General features: G+C 70.5%; 12 protein-coding genes. 4 read left to right on the top strand and 8 right to left on the bottom strand.

The genetic code is table 11. The features are described from left to right. Nucleotides 1-183 precede the first annotated feature (183 nt). The 6 genes from K8612_RS10825 to K8612_RS10850 form a co-directional block, all read right to left on the bottom strand. Complete coding sequence (locus K8612_RS10825; protein ID WP_223762223.1) at nt 184-1,002, bottom strand: c-type cytochrome; 819 nt, start codon at nt 1,000-1,002, stop codon at nt 184-186. 23 nt (nt 1,003-1,025) lie between these two features. Beyond that, a complete protein-coding gene (locus tag K8612_RS10830) occupies nt 1,026-2,144 on the bottom strand; it encodes a metallophosphoesterase (RefSeq protein WP_223740938.1) in 1,119 nt (372 codons plus the stop codon). Between the two features lie 12 nt (nt 2,145-2,156). Then, complete coding sequence (locus K8612_RS10835; protein WP_223762224.1) at nt 2,157-3,467, bottom strand: cytochrome-c peroxidase; 1,311 nt, start codon at nt 3,465-3,467, stop codon at nt 2,157-2,159. A 102-nt stretch (nt 3,468-3,569) separates the two neighbouring features. Further along, the gene (locus K8612_RS10840; RefSeq protein ID WP_223762225.1) at nt 3,570-5,465 is read right to left on the bottom strand and encodes a sodium:proton antiporter; all 1,896 of its coding nucleotides are present in this window, start codon (nt 5,463-5,465) and stop codon (nt 3,570-3,572) included. A gap of 94 nt (nt 5,466-5,559) precedes the next feature. Further along, nucleotides 5,560-6,159, bottom strand: a complete 600-nt coding sequence (locus K8612_RS10845; protein ID WP_223762226.1) for a hypothetical protein — start codon at nt 6,157-6,159, stop codon at nt 5,560-5,562. 756 nt (nt 6,160-6,915) lie between these two features. After that, nucleotides 6,916-8,292 carry a bifunctional lysylphosphatidylglycerol flippase/synthetase MprF gene (locus K8612_RS10850; protein ID WP_223762227.1) on the bottom strand — a complete coding sequence of 459 codons (1,377 nt, stop codon included), beginning with the start codon at nt 8,290-8,292 and terminating at the stop codon, nt 6,916-6,918. Nucleotides 8,293-8,484: 192 nt separating this feature from the next. Here K8612_RS10850 and K8612_RS10855 point away from each other — a divergent pair, with 192 nt between their 5' ends. Continuing rightward, entirely contained in the window at nt 8,485-9,183 is a 699-nt protein-coding gene (locus K8612_RS10855) for a hypothetical protein (protein ID WP_223740934.1), read from the top strand. Then, entirely contained in the window at nt 9,180-9,764 is a 585-nt protein-coding gene (locus K8612_RS10860) for a hypothetical protein (protein ID WP_223762228.1), read from the top strand. Before K8612_RS10855 ends, K8612_RS10860 begins: the two co-directional genes overlap by 4 nt. A 30-nt stretch (nt 9,765-9,794) precedes the next feature. Here K8612_RS10860 and K8612_RS10865 read toward each other — a convergent pair whose 3' ends face one another. Further along, nucleotides 9,795-10,733, bottom strand: coding sequence for a LysR family transcriptional regulator (locus K8612_RS10865; RefSeq protein WP_223740932.1), 939 nt, complete (start codon nt 10,731-10,733; stop codon nt 9,795-9,797). 98 nt (nt 10,734-10,831) lie between these two features. Between K8612_RS10865 and K8612_RS10870 the strand changes: the two genes are divergently transcribed. Both K8612_RS10870 and K8612_RS10875 read left to right on the top strand, forming a co-directional pair. Then, nucleotides 10,832-11,302 carry a MauE/DoxX family redox-associated membrane protein gene (locus K8612_RS10870; RefSeq protein ID WP_223762229.1) on the top strand — a complete coding sequence of 157 codons (471 nt, stop codon included), beginning with the start codon at nt 10,832-10,834 and terminating at the stop codon, nt 11,300-11,302. Next, nucleotides 11,299-12,240, top strand: coding sequence for a polysaccharide deacetylase family protein (locus K8612_RS10875; RefSeq protein ID WP_223762230.1), 942 nt, complete (start codon nt 11,299-11,301; stop codon nt 12,238-12,240). Before K8612_RS10870 ends, K8612_RS10875 begins: the two co-directional genes overlap by 4 nt. Before the next feature lie 31 nt (nt 12,241-12,271). Here the strand turns inward: K8612_RS10875 and K8612_RS10880 are convergent, their stop codons facing one another. Next, nucleotides 12,272-13,048 carry a biosynthetic peptidoglycan transglycosylase gene (locus tag K8612_RS10880; protein WP_223762231.1) on the bottom strand — a complete coding sequence of 259 codons (777 nt, stop codon included), beginning with the start codon at nt 13,046-13,048 and terminating at the stop codon, nt 12,272-12,274. Nucleotides 13,049-13,117 lie beyond the last annotated feature (69 nt).

Genomic DNA, 13,117 nt, shown 5'->3' on the forward strand with positions numbered 1-13,117 from the left:
GCCGCCGGGATGAACGCGGCCCCACGAAGGGTGCCATCGACCGGCGGACGGCACCTGACGCCGCTGCAAGTCGCCTCCGGCCTGCTGCTCGCGGATCCGTTCCGCGCGGCGAACATGGCCCTGGGCCTGTTGCCGGGCCCCTGAGCGCATGAAGCGCCCGGGGCCCTCGGTACCGCCCGGACTTCAGTGCTTGCCGTACTCCAGCTTCACGCCCTTGCGCTGCGCGTAGATGTACGCCTCCATCGCGCGCATCTTCGGGTCGCCGTCCGCCAGCGGCTTGCCGCGCACCGGGTTCTCGATGCACCAGTTGATCATGTCGCGCAGCAACGCCACGCGGCCTAGCTGCACCTGGTACTTCGGGTAGGTCTCCGGGTGGGTGTTGGCCGCGTCCGGATGGCACATGTCGCAGGACACGCCTACCGTGCCGCCCAGTGCGTCCGCGTCGTGGAACACGCGGTGGCCTTCCTTCACGGCCTCCTGCACGGAGTCCGCCCACACCTGCTCGTCGCGCTCGGAGTACGCGCCGTAGGTGTGGCCCGTCTGGACGTTTGCCTTCTGCTGCTGGGGCACCGCCTTCGCGCCCGACTCCGCGTGCACGCCGCCCTTGCGCACGTCGTTGCCCGCGGGCTTCGTGCCGGGGTTGGGCTGGGGCGCGGGCGCCGGGGACTTCTTCGTGGCCGGGGGCGAAGCCTGCGCCAGCACCGGGCCGGGCACGTCGTCCCAGTTCGCGTTCGGGTTCTTCTTGCGCCAGTCGTCCATCAACTGCGCGGTGGCGGTGATGGCCTGGGCGCGGGTGAGCTTCTGGCCATCCTTCACGCCGGGCACTTCCATGGACGTCTCACCGTCACACAAGCCCAGCACCAGGTTGCCGTCCCTGGACGCGGGCACGACGTGCTTGGGCAACGGCGCAGGCTTCGACTCCGGGGACGTGGCGAGCGCCACGCCGCCGGCGAAGGACAGGGCCGCGCACGGGACCACGAGCAGCTTCATTCGCAGGTTCATGGGAAGGGGATCCTCTTCCGGTCCTAATAGGTGGGCAGCTTGGGCTTGGGGGGCGCGGACTGCCTGCCACCGGAGCCCAGGTAGCTGGCGCGCACGGTGATGGGGTCGCGCTGCCAGAGGTTGTAGAGCTTGTCCACGAGCCCCGACTCCAGCACGTCCATGCGGCCATCCCCGCAGCCGTCGAACTGGCTGAACGGATCCGCGCGGTTCATGGGCACCGTGAGGGACGGCAGGCCCTCCGGCGCGTACGGCCACGGCCACGCGGTGGACAGCATCCCGTGGAAGGAGATGTTGCCAATGCGGTTGCTGAGCAACTGGTGCGTGTGGCCGTGGATGACGGTGACCTTCTCGTACGGCTTGAGGAGGGCCTGCACCTCGTCCGCGTCGTCGGTCCAGAAGTTCCAGGGCTTGTAGTACTTGTAGAGCGGCGAGTGGCTGAAGACGATGACCGGCGTCGTCTTCGCCACCTTGGCCAGGTCGTTCTGGAGCCACTGGCGCTGCTCGGCGCCGACCTCGAAGCGGGACTGGATGCCATTGTCCAGGCCGGCGACGATCTTCATGCGCTCCATGGGGGAGAGCTTCCGCTCCGTCCAGAAGTCCTTCTCGAGGATGGAGTTGAGCACCACGAAGTGCACGCCCTTGTGGTCGAAGGAGTAGTGGGGCGCGCCGAACAGGTCGCGCCACTGCTCGCCCATGTCCAGGAACCAGTCGTGCTCGCCCACCATCATCTTGATGGGGGCCTTCACGGCCTTGAGGATTTGGGCGCCCAGCTTGAGCTCGCCGGCCTGGCCCAACTGCGCCAGGTCACCGCCGAAGAGGACGAAGTCCGGCTGGGGGTCCAGCGCGTTCACGTCGTCCACGGCCTTGAGGATGGCGCGCACGAAGCGGTCGTTGAGCTTGTTCTCATACAGGTGCGTGTCGGAGATGTACGCGAAGGAGAACTTCGGCTTCTCCCCCTGCGCCTCCGCCACGTTGACCAGTTGGAAGCTGTTGGGCGTGAGCTTGCCCATGCCCGCGACAATGCCCGCGGAGATGCCGGCGACGCGCATGAAGGCGCGGCGGTCCAGCTTCTTGAGGCCCTCGAAGAAGGCGTCACGCTCGGCGTAGTGCTTCGTCTCGATGCTCTGGAACTTGTTGGCCATGGCGCGCCTCCGCTACCGCTGCTGGGTGGTCGTCACCGGGGTGACGTCGCCGTAGAAGCCCAGGTCCGCTGGGTTCTTCACTTTCAGGTCCGGGTTGGGAGCCAGGTCCCCCAGGTTGCCCTTCTTGCCCGTGGCGATGGCGGTGTCCCGCTCCGGCCGGGTGTTCTTCCGGGCGCGCTGCTTCGCCAACTGCTCCTTGTTGAGCTTGTCGAACTTCGTGTCCGTGAGCGTGAAGAGGAACGCCACCAGGTCGTCGATCTCCGGCTCCGTGAGCCCCAGCCGCTGCATCCCCCCGTCGAGATAGGGATTGGCCACGCCTCCCTTGTTGTAGTGGTCCATCACATCCCACAGCGTGGTGAGCGACCCGTCATGCATGTACGGGCCGGTGATGCCCACGTTGCGCAGGATGGGCGTCTTGAACGAGCCCACGTCGTTCTCCTGCTTGGTGACGAGGAAGCGCCCCAGCTCGGAGAACTCCGAGTTGAGCGCCAGCTCGTCGATCTGCTTCTCGTCGCCCGTGCGGACCACCTGCACGCCCTTGCGCGCCAGGGTGACGAAGTCCTGCTTGTGCGCGGCCACGCCGATGTTGTGGAACTTCTGGTCGCTGAACAGCGGGGAGACCGCGTTGCCCGCGTGACAGGCGTTGCAGCGCGCCTTGCCGTTGAAGAGCGCCCAGCCGTTCTTCTCGCTCGCGGTGAGCGCCTTGCTGTCCCCCGCCATGAACCTGTCGAAGCGCGCGTCGCCGGAGAACTGCATCCGCTCGAACGCGGCGATGGCGACGGCCAGGTCGTCGAAGTTGGGCTCGCGGCCGAAGACCTTCTGGAAGTCGGTGACGTACTCGGGGATGCCGCGCACCTTCTTCACGACGGTGTCCGGGTCCGGCATGCCCATCTCACGCGGGTTGAGGATGGGCAGCTTCGCCTGGTCCTCCAGCGTGGCCGAGCGGCCGTCCCAGAACTGGGTGGCGTTGAAGAGGGCGTTGAGCACGGTGGGGCTGTTGCGCGTCACCTTCTGCTGCTTGACGCCCTCGGACAGCGCCTTGCCGTCGGTGAAGCCCAGCTCCGGCTCGTGGCACGTCATGCAGGCCACGGTGTTGTCCACGGACAGGCGCTTTTCGCGGAAGAGCTTCTCGCCCAGCGCCACCCGCTCAGGCGTGGGCTCCGAGCCCTGGGGCACCGCGAGCCGCCACAGCGTGGCGGAGACGCCCGGCGGGAGCTTCGGCGGTGTGGCGGTCGCGGGGGTTGAAGGGGGAGATGCCGCCCATCCCGCGCCGGAGTGGAGCACCACGGCGAGCATCGTGACGACGCCCGAAGGCAGCCGCATGAACGCCTCCTGCCCGTTCTCTGGAGCCGCCGCGGGACATCCGCCCGGGTCCGAGGCCGGTCCGGGCATTTCACGCAACCGGCGCGAAACGTTCAACGGCCGCTAGGCCGTTGGGGAGGGAGAAGTGTCTGGGATTGGAATCTCAGACACCGCGGGCCGCCAGCCGTGAGAGGAAAGCCACGCATGGGCTTCATCTTTCCGTCCGTGCGCGACGAGGAAGTCCACTCGGTCGCCGGCCATGGGGACCGTGGACTCGTCGAAGAGGACGGTGCCGGTCTCGCGCTCCAGCACGAGCGGGACGAGCGCCTCCTCCAGGTTGCCGGTGGCGGGGGGCACGGTGGCCTCCACCTGCGGGGCGTCCAGGCGCCAGGACTCGCGGGACACGGCGCCCTGTTCACAGCGCGTCACCCAGACGTCCAGGTCGCGCTCCGCGCCGAAGAGGATGTGACCGCCCGTGGCGCTGACCGTGTCCGCGGACACCCCGACGTGGCCCCGGTGCAGGGCGGTGTAGCTGCGGGCGGTGCGCTGGAGGGCGCGCACGCGCTCGGCGAAGAGCAGGTTGACGCCTTCGTTGTGGGTGAGGCCCACGAAGCCCTGACGGCCTTCGGGCTCCGCGCGCAGCAGCGTGCGCTCCTCCAGGCCATTTCCGAAGAGGACGCGGAGGCCCTCCTGCTGGGCGCGCTTCAGCGTGGCGTCACTGGAGTCCACGAGGAGCACGGCCTCGTCGCGCGCCTGGAGCGCGTGCGCCACCTGCCGCGCGAGCGCGTTGGCGCCCAGGAGGACGTAGCCCTTCGGCACCACGCGGCGCACGCCCAGCAGCCCCGCCACGAAGCCGCCGGACAGGCCCTGCACCACCACCGTCACGCCGATGACCAGGAACACCAGCGCGCGCAGGGCCTGGCCCTCCTGTACGCCCTGGTCGCCCAGGCGCGTGGCGAACAGGGACGCCACGGCGGCGGCGACGATGCCGCGCGGGCCCAGCCACGCGATGAAGGCCTTTTCGTTCCGGGACAGGCCGGAGCCGGCGGTGGACGCGGCGACGGCCACGGGCCGCACCACGAGCATCAGGGCGAACACGGTGAGGAGGCCGCGCCAGCCCAGCGCCGTCACCTGGGACAGCCGCATGTCCGCGGCCAGCAGGATGAAGAGCATGCCCAGCAGCATCAGGGTGAGCTGTTCCTTGAAGGCGAGCACCTCCCGGCGGGCGGGCACCTTCCCGTTGCCCACGACGAGCCCGGCGGCGATGGCGGCCAGCACGCCGCTCTCCGGCGCGAGCGCGTTGCTCACCTGGAAGGCGCCCAGCACCAGGGCGAGGGCGAAGACGTTGGTCATGTCCTCGGGCACCCAGGAGGCCTTGCGCAGGCCCAAGGTGATGAGGAGCCCCGTGATGCCGCCCACGGCGAGCCCCACGCCCCAGCGCGAGCCCAGCGCGCTCACCAGGAGCCACGGTCCCTCTTCGGCGTGCAGCGCCATGTCCAGGGCGACGACGGCGATGATGGCGCCCACGGCGTCCACGAAGATGCCCTCGGCCTCCAGCACGGTGGCGACGCGGTGGGTGACGCGCACGCGGCGCAACAGCGGCGTGATGACGGTGGGGCCGGTCACCATGACCAGGGTGCCGAAGAGGGCGGACACCCTCCAGTCCCAGCCCATGAGGGCCCGGGCGGCGAGCGTGCCGCCCACGGCAGTGATGGCGGCGCCCAGGGTGACCAGGCGCTGGATGGAGCGGGCCTCGCGGCGCAGCTTGCGCACGTCCAGGCTCATGGCGCCTTCGAAGAGGATGACGGACACGGAGAAGCCCACCACGGTCTGGAGCGCGGGCCCCAGGGACGCGGGCTGGATGAGCCCCAGGCCCTCCGGCCCCAGCAGCACGCCCGAGGACAGGAGCACGACGATGCCGGGCACGCTCAGGTGCCGGGCCAGCAACTGCGCGAGGATGCCCGCCACCAGGGACAGGCCGAGCGTCAGCGAGGGATTGTCGAAGGAAGGGGAGGCCATGGATGCGGCCGCGCACCGTAGCCGCTCGCATGCGGCGTGGACCGGAGCCGTGGACCGAGGGTTGGCCGGGAGACGAAGCCCGCTCAGCCTCTCATTATCGAACAGCGTGAAACGCCTTCAAGACCGTTTCAATCCTGAGCAGCATCTTGCGCGGCCATCGCGCATTGGCTTCTTCCTGAGAGACGAACCCGTATTTCGAATAGAAGCCCGCAGCATCGGCGGTTTCCGCATCCACCACGACCGCCACGCCTCCCATCTGCGCATGGCACATGAGTATCCGCTCGAATGCGTCGAGGAGGAGAATGGCGCCCAGCGTCCTTCCGGAAGACGTGCTTCCACGCAGTGCGCTGTGACGAGCCAGCCGCCCGATGAGGTACAGGGGGCTATCGCCGTATCCAGCGTCGCTGGCTTGTTTGGGCGGGATCTCCAGCACCCGCAGGTACTCCGCTCGCGGGATGACCGTAGCGGAGAGGGTGTAGTACCCGAGGACTGACGGCAACTCGGGCCTGTCATCGGGACGGGGAAGAACCCACGTCTTGTTGGCGTGAGATCTCTCGTTGCGATGAGCCCAGTCCCGAAAGAAGTTGTTGAGCGAGGTGCTTTCGCACTCGAAGCCGCTTTGCGTGTCCGCCCGGGTGCACAGCCGAGTCGGCGGCAGCTCTCCAGGAAGAACCAGAGCGGTGGACGAAGGCATGGAGCCTCCGTTCTACATCGCCCCCATGACATCCGACCAATTACCTGGTCGGTGGTCTTCGACCGCGAAAGAGGTCTACCAGCGCCTCTGAGGGCTCTGGAGCTGGCGATGACAGCGTGTCCGCAGCCCCTCGGATCTCCCCATCCGTGAAGCCAGGCTCCTCGGAAGGCGGCAGCCCACCGCCCACTCGATGCACGCTCAGCGCCTCACGAGGCGAGATGGTGCCCGTGCGGACGATCACCATGGCACGGTCGCGCATGGACCCACTGCACGAGGCATTGCTGACCTTGTGCCATCCGCCCTGTTGAAGGGGAGCGAGGGAAGAACGTGTGCGCTGGGACATGTTGTCGCTCCTCCGTAAGTGAGTTGTGCGTGCATCTCGAGGAATCGCGTTGATGCGACGATCGATCACGTAACATTAGGGTCAGGCTTGTTGCGCTGCAATCGCGTGACCCTGTTTGGAGAGCCCGTACAGTAACAAGCACACCCGACATGGCCTTCGTTCGTCAGGGCCATCGTCATCATGCTGGTAAATCAAGGGGTTAGCAGCAGGGTCAAACACGTTGATGCTTCGCCACCCGGATGGCAGGCAAGCACGTACACCGGAGAACCAAGGCCTTCCCTGACAGCGTGCACGCCTGAACTGCCTGCTCGTACTCATCTCGTGGAACCTGTCCGGTGGTGAGGCGCAGGTTCGGGTTCGACGTTGGCGCGGCGCTGCGTACGGGGGCACGAACCAAGCCACCGGCAGCACCGTTATGGCTCCGGCACACGCAGATCGCGTGAGCGCAGCAGCATGGCGGACGCCGTCGCGGGGGCGAGCACCGACGCGATGATGATGCCCCAGTCCCACGGCCCTCGCGCGCGGGCGGCGTTGAAGGCCAGGGCCTGGACCAGGGTCAGACATGCATCCGCCGTGGTGAGCCGCCCCAGCAGCGTGGCCAGTCCGTCGCGCCAGCGGCGCAGGAGCAGCAGCAGGCCCGCGATGAGCCCCACGTCGAACACCACCCAGCCGTGCTGCACCCACGGCGAGGGGAACCAGTGCGCGCTCATGGGCAGCGCGAGCAACACCGTCCATGGCACCAGCAGCGCCGTCAGCGCGCGCACGAAGAGGCGCGGCCGGCGCAGCAGCGTGACGAGCCCGAACTTCACCAGGCTCCCCCGCGCGAATGCCCGGAGCGCGTCGTAGATGGCCCACGGCGCGGGCTCGTCCTTCGGGTGGGACAGATAGAGCGTCACCCACGCGTCAGGGCGGAACTTCGCCTTGAACGAGCGCAGGCCCTCGAAGTCGAACAGCGGGCGCCCGGCGCTGCGCGCGAACCGCAGCCACGGCCGCACCGGCCCCGCGAGCGGCGCCAGCCCCAGCGTCACGTACCGGCGCCCGTTCAACGCGGCGGCCCGCATCGCGGCGTCCACCAGCGTCTCCGCCGTGCCGTTGGGCGCGGTGGGCTCCCGCAGCAGGTCCTGGAGGAACCAGCCTTCGCGCGCATACACCGGCGTCACCGACAGGAAGCCCACCAGGCGGCCCTCCACCTCCGCCACGAAGGCGCGGCGCTCCCGGGCGAAGGCTCCCGGAGCCAGCCCAACCAGGAAGCCCATCGTCGCCATGCGGCGCGACGCGAGCCAGTGCTCGGCCAGCACCTCCACCGCCGCTCGCAGCGGGTGGCCTTGCGTCTCCATCACCTCGGCGGGCACCTCGCGAACCCGCACGCCGTGGGAGCGCGCGCGGCGGAGCTGCTCGCGCAGGCTGCGGCTGCCCTTCACCACCGCCTCCCACTTCGCCGGGTCCCACACCGGCTGCTCGCCGATGGGCAGCTCCTCGAACGGCACCAGCCGCGAGAAGCGCGACTCCGTGGCGAAGAAGCTCACGCGCCTGCCAGCGCCCCGGGCCGCACGGTGGAAGGCCTCCACCACGTCACGTACGCGCTCCTGCGCCGCGATGGGGCCCCCTCCCGCCACCCACGCGCCGCCCGTGTCCACGTAGGCGATGCACCCGTCCCCCTCCGGCGCGAACCAGTACTGGAAGCCCGGCTGCAGCACCTGGAAGGACGTCGCGTTCCAGCCGTGGCGCTTGAGCAGCGCCAGCACCCGCTCGCGCGGGTCGCCTGCGGGGTCCTGGAGGGGGTCGGCCATGGTGTTTGCGCTCAAACTACGTCCCACGGAGCAGCCCCGCCAGCCAAAGCCACGCGGGGAGACAGGGCCCTCCCTGGACGGACCGTGTGGAAGTGCACCGTCCCCAGGGGGAGTGCGCGGGGAATGGATCCAATCCGGCCGCTTGAGCGCAACGATGGAAGACGTCCCCGCGTTCTTCCGGAGCCGTGAGCCGTGCCCCCATCCCGCTTCATCCCATCCACCGGGCTGCTGTCCGCCCTGCTCCTGCTGCCGGCCGCGGCCTCCGCGCAGGTGCGCACCAACGTCGCGCGGCTGCTCACCTCGGACGCGGCGGAGGTCATCGACGCGCCGGTGGTGGGCCTCCAGCGAACGGCGCTGCCGCTGTTCGCCGGCTTCTCCGTGGACACGTCCCTCTACGCGGACGCGCTGCTCGCGCCGAACCTGGGGCTGCGGTGGGCGCTGGCCGCGGGGCCGCACCGGGTGGCGCTGGGCGCGCGCTACACGCACTTCGTGGGCGCGTCGGTGTACTCGGGCCAGGTGGAGTCCCAGGAGCCCGCCATCCAGCGCTTCACGCCGGAGCTGTCCGGCCCGGCCTTCTACGGCGTGTATGGCCTGTCGCTGGGCCCGGTGCTGGTGCAGGGCGAGGCGCGCTATGCGCGGTACGACTCCGACTACCTGGCCTTCACCGGCGCGGTGGCGTGGAACTTCACCGGGGCGTGGTCGCTCATCGCGGAAGGCGGCATGCGCGTGAAGGGCGGCGCGAAGCTGAAGGCCGCCGCGGGCGTGCGCTACGGCGGCGAGCACCTTGGCCTGGCGCTGGGCGCGGCCTACGTGGACCTGAGCGACCCGGCGCTCCCGGGCGAGGACCTGCCGGTGCTGCCCACCTTCGACCTGTCCTGGAGCTTCCGATGATGCGGCGACTCATTCCGTGCGCGGCCGGGCTGCTGCTGGCGTCGTGTTCGGCGGAGATCCAAGTGGAGACGGCGCCGTTCACCCAGACGGTGCCGGTGACGTCGGTGCTGGCGCCGGTCTACGCGGAGGTGGCGCTGGACCTGCCGGAGGAGACGCGCGACCTGTCGGTCGTCACCGTCAACACGGTGCAGGCCGCGCTCACGGTGGTCAATCCTTCGCAGGTCCTGACGCTCCAGATGGGCGCGCGGCTGTCCTTCACGGGGCAGGCGGAGCCGGGCACGCCCAGGACCTACACGGAGGCCAACCTGCCGCCGTACTACGCGGCGTCGACGTTGCTGCTGCCGCCGCGCGCGTTCGCGCCCGCCAGCCGCACACCGCTCACGGTGGACAGCCCCGCGCTGAAGCAGGCCCTGGGCCAGCGGCGCGTGTGGCTCATCGTGGAGAACACCGTCACGCGGACCAGCGGCCTGCCCACGGGCGGGCTGCCGGTGAACATCGTGCTGGAGGACATCATCTTCAGCGCCAACGTCACCAAGGCCTTCCCGGGCCTGGGCGGCGCGCTGGAGGTGGGTGGGCTGTAGGGCCCGGGTCCCGGTGCCGGAGGCCGCGCCTCACGCGGGAGGCGGGAGGAAGCGGGCGAAGGCGTGCACGCAGAACTCCGTGAAGGCGCGCACCTTGGCGGGGATGAGCCGGCGGTGCGGATGGACCAGGAAGATGCTCCGCCCGGCCACCGGGGCCCGCGGCAGCAGCGTCACCAGCGTGCCCGCGCGCAGGTCGTCCAGCACCAGATAGCCGGGCAGGTTGGCGATGCCCCGTCCCTGGAGGGCGGCCTGCCGCAGGATGAGGTTGTTGTTGGATTGGAAGGGCCCGGAGACCCGCAGGCGGTGTCCGCCGTCAGGCCCCTCGAGCTGCCACGCCATGGGGGTATGCCCGCGCTTGAAGGTCAGGCAGTCGTGCTCCAGCAGGGCTTCTGGCGTGCGCGGCGTCCCGCGCCGCTGGAGGTAGGCGGGGCTCGCGCACAGCAGGCGCTGCTCCGGGCCCAGGCGCCGCGCCACCAGCGTGCTGTCCTCCAGCGCGTCCGCGATGCGGATCGCCACGTCGAAGCCCTCCTCCACCAGGTCCACCAGCCGGTCGCTGGCGTCCAGGTCCACCCGCACCTCCGGATGGGCGGCCTGGAACGCGGCGGCCATCGCGCCGACGTGGACCTCGCCCAGCACCGCGGGCGCAGCGATGCGCAGCAGGCCCCGGGGCGCTTCATCCAGGGCCGTGACGGACAGCGCGGCGTCCTCCAGCTCCGCCAGCACCCGGCGGCAGTGCTCGTGGAAGACGCGGCCGGCCTCCGTGAGGCTCACGTGGTGCGTGGTCCTCCGCAACAGCCGCGCCCCCAGGCGCGACTCCAGGTGGGCCACCTGCTTGCTCACCGCGGAGGGCGTCAGGCCCAGCCTTCGCGCCGCCGCGGAGAAGCCGCCGTCCTCCACGACCCGCACGAAGACGTGCAGCGGCATCACCTCGTCGAAGAGCAGGGGGCTCGGCTTTTTCCGCTGGGGCACAGGCGTCGTTCCTCGGGACCACGTTCCCAATCCCGCTCCCCCGGCGCAAGAGAAGGGCACCGGGGACGCCCACCGCGCCCCCCTCTGGAGGAGCACCCATGCGGACACCTTCCCCCGAAGCCGGACGCCTGTTCGGCCTCACCGACGGCGAGGCCGGCTACGCCCTGCTGCGCATCACCCTGGGCCTCAACATCCTGCTGCACGGCGTGGTGCGGCTGGTGGGGGGCCCCGGGGCCTTCGCCGACGGACTGGTGAAGGCCTTCGAGTCCTCCCTGCTGCCCGGGGCGCTGGTGCGGCCCTTCGCGTGGGTGCTGCCCTTCGCGGAGACGGCTGTGGGCGCGCTGGTGCTGGTGGGGCTGCTGACGCGCCATGCGCTCGCGGCGGGAGGGCTGCTGATGCTGGCGCTCGTGTTCGGCACGGCGCTGCGGAGCGAGTGGGAGATGTTGAGCGTGCAGATGCTCTACGTGGGCCTCTACGCCGCGCTGCTGGGCACCGCGCGCTTCAACGCCCTGGCCCTGGACCGGCTGCGCCTCTCCGCGCCCGCCGCGACGCCCCGGAGCGTCCCGTGAGCACCCGGCGCCAGTTCCTGTCCGGTACCGCCGTGGCCGCCGGCGCGCTCGCGGTGTCGGGGGCCGTGGCCGCGCAAGTCCCCGCGCGCGGCGCGGCGAAGGCCTCCGCGAAGAAGGGCTTCTGGCCGGGAGGCGCGCGGCTGGCCATCTCCCTGTCGCTCCAGTTCGAAGCCGGCGCGCAGCCCGAGCGCGGCGCGAGCAGTCCGTTCCCGCCCATCGACGCGAAGTACCCGGACCTGCCGGTGGCCACCTGGTACGAGTACGGCGTGAGGGAGGGCATCCCCCGGCTGCTGGAGATGTTCTCGCGGCGGGGCGTCCAGGTGACCTCGCACATGGTGGGGCAGGCGGTGGAGCGCCATCCCGCGCTGGCGAAGGAGATCGTCGAGCGCGGGCACGAGGCCGCCGCGCATGGACAGACGTGGACGCCGCAGTTCTCCATGACGCCCGAGGAGGAGCGCGCCTCCTACGAGGCCAACGTGCGCGCCATCCAGCGCGCCACGGGACAGACGCCGGTGGGCTTCAACGCCTTCTGGATGCGCGGCACGCCCCGGACGCTGGAGATCCTCCAGGACCTGGGGTTCCTGTATCACATCGACGACGTGAGCCGGGACGAGCCCTTCGTCGTGGACGTGAGGGGCAGGCCCTTCGCGGTGGTGCCCTACACGCTGGGGATGAACGACATCATCGACTTCGAGTCGCGCAACTACACCGCCGACCAGTTCGCGAGCGAGCTCAAGAACGAGTTCGACGCGCTGTATGCCGAAGCGAGCGAGCGCCGCAGGATGATGTCCATCAGCATGCACGACCGCATCTCCGGCAGGCCGGGCCGCGTGAAGATGCTGGAGGAGTTCATCCGCTACGCGCAGCGCCAGCCGGGCGTCTGGTTCGCGCGGAAGGACACCCTGGCGCGCTGGACGCTGGAGCAGGCCGGCACCTGAGGCGCCGCCGTCCGGACAGGGCGCCGCCCCGTCAGGAGCCGTCGTCCTCCGCGTCGTCCGCGCCCCCGCCGTCCGCCGGGGCGCGGCCGAGCAGCCGGTCCACCTCCGCGTGCGCTCCTTCCGCCTGGGCCGCGCTGATGCGCTTGTAGACCTTGAGCGCGTCCACCACGCGGTGCGCGTGCTTCCACAGCGCGCGGGACCCGCTGGCCGGCGAGCGCTTGCGCGGGGACGGCAGCATCGCGGCCAGCACCGCGCCCTGCGCCACGGAGAGCTGGGACGCGGACACGCCGAAGTGCTCGCGCGCGCCCGCCTCAATCCCATACACGCCGTTCCCCCACTCCACCACGTTGAGGTACAGCGTCAGGATGCGCTGCTTCGTCAGCGCCTCCTCCAGCCGGTGCGCCAGCACCAGCTCCTTCAGCTTGCGCGACAGGCTGCGGTCCGTGGACAGCCAGAGGTTCTTCGCCAGTTGCTGCGTGAGCGTGGACGCCCCCCGCCCCAGCTCGCCCTTCTCCACCGCCTGCCCCACCGCCCGCGCCAGCTCCACCGTGTCCACGCCGTCGTGCAGGTAGAAGCTCGCGTCCTCGGAGAGGAGCACCGCGTCCACCGCGGGCTTGGACACCGCCGACAACGGCACCCACTGCTGACGCCTTCGCGGCTTGCGCCCGGCCTCGCGCGCCTCGCTCGCGCGCTGCTCGATGAGCGCCGTCGTCTTCGGGTTCTCCTTCGCCAGGGGGGCCGCGTCCGGCAGCCCGATGAACGTGGCCGCGGCGACGCCCACCCCCAGCACCAGCACGCCCACGGCCACCCAGCGCGCCCACCGCCTCCTTCGCGGCGGCGCGGGAGGCACCCGTGGCGGTGCGGGAGGGAGGGGCCC

Origin of the sequence: Corallococcus sp. AS-1-6 (assembly GCF_020037015.1) — a bacterium.
Classification (GTDB): domain Bacteria; phylum Myxococcota; class Myxococcia; order Myxococcales; family Myxococcaceae; genus Corallococcus.